Source organism: Methylobacterium sp. AC690 (genome assembly GCF_979256535.1).
Map to the genome: position 1 here is coordinate 1 of NZ_CEEDOX010000145.1, position 234 is coordinate 234.

Sequence of the window (234 nt, forward strand, 5' to 3'; positions counted from 1 at the left end):
GCGCGTAGGCGATCGAGGCGAGGACGGTGTCGCTGCCCTGGTTGGGGTACTCGATGACGGTGTCGCCGGCCTGGTCCACCACGAAGGTGTCGTTGCCGAAGCCGCCATACATCCGGTCGGCTCCGGCGCCGCCCTTCAGCGTGTCGTTGCCGAGTCCGCCCTCCAGGGTGTCGTTCTTCAGGCCGGAGGTGAGGCTGTTCCCGGCATCCGAGGCGTAGACGAAGGCGGCACGCG

General features: G+C 68.8%; 1 pseudogene. It reads right to left on the reverse strand.

From position 1 onward, the window contains the following. Nucleotides 1-234: pseudogene (locus AC0IY1_RS25650) on the reverse strand (calcium-binding protein); the annotation flags it as partial.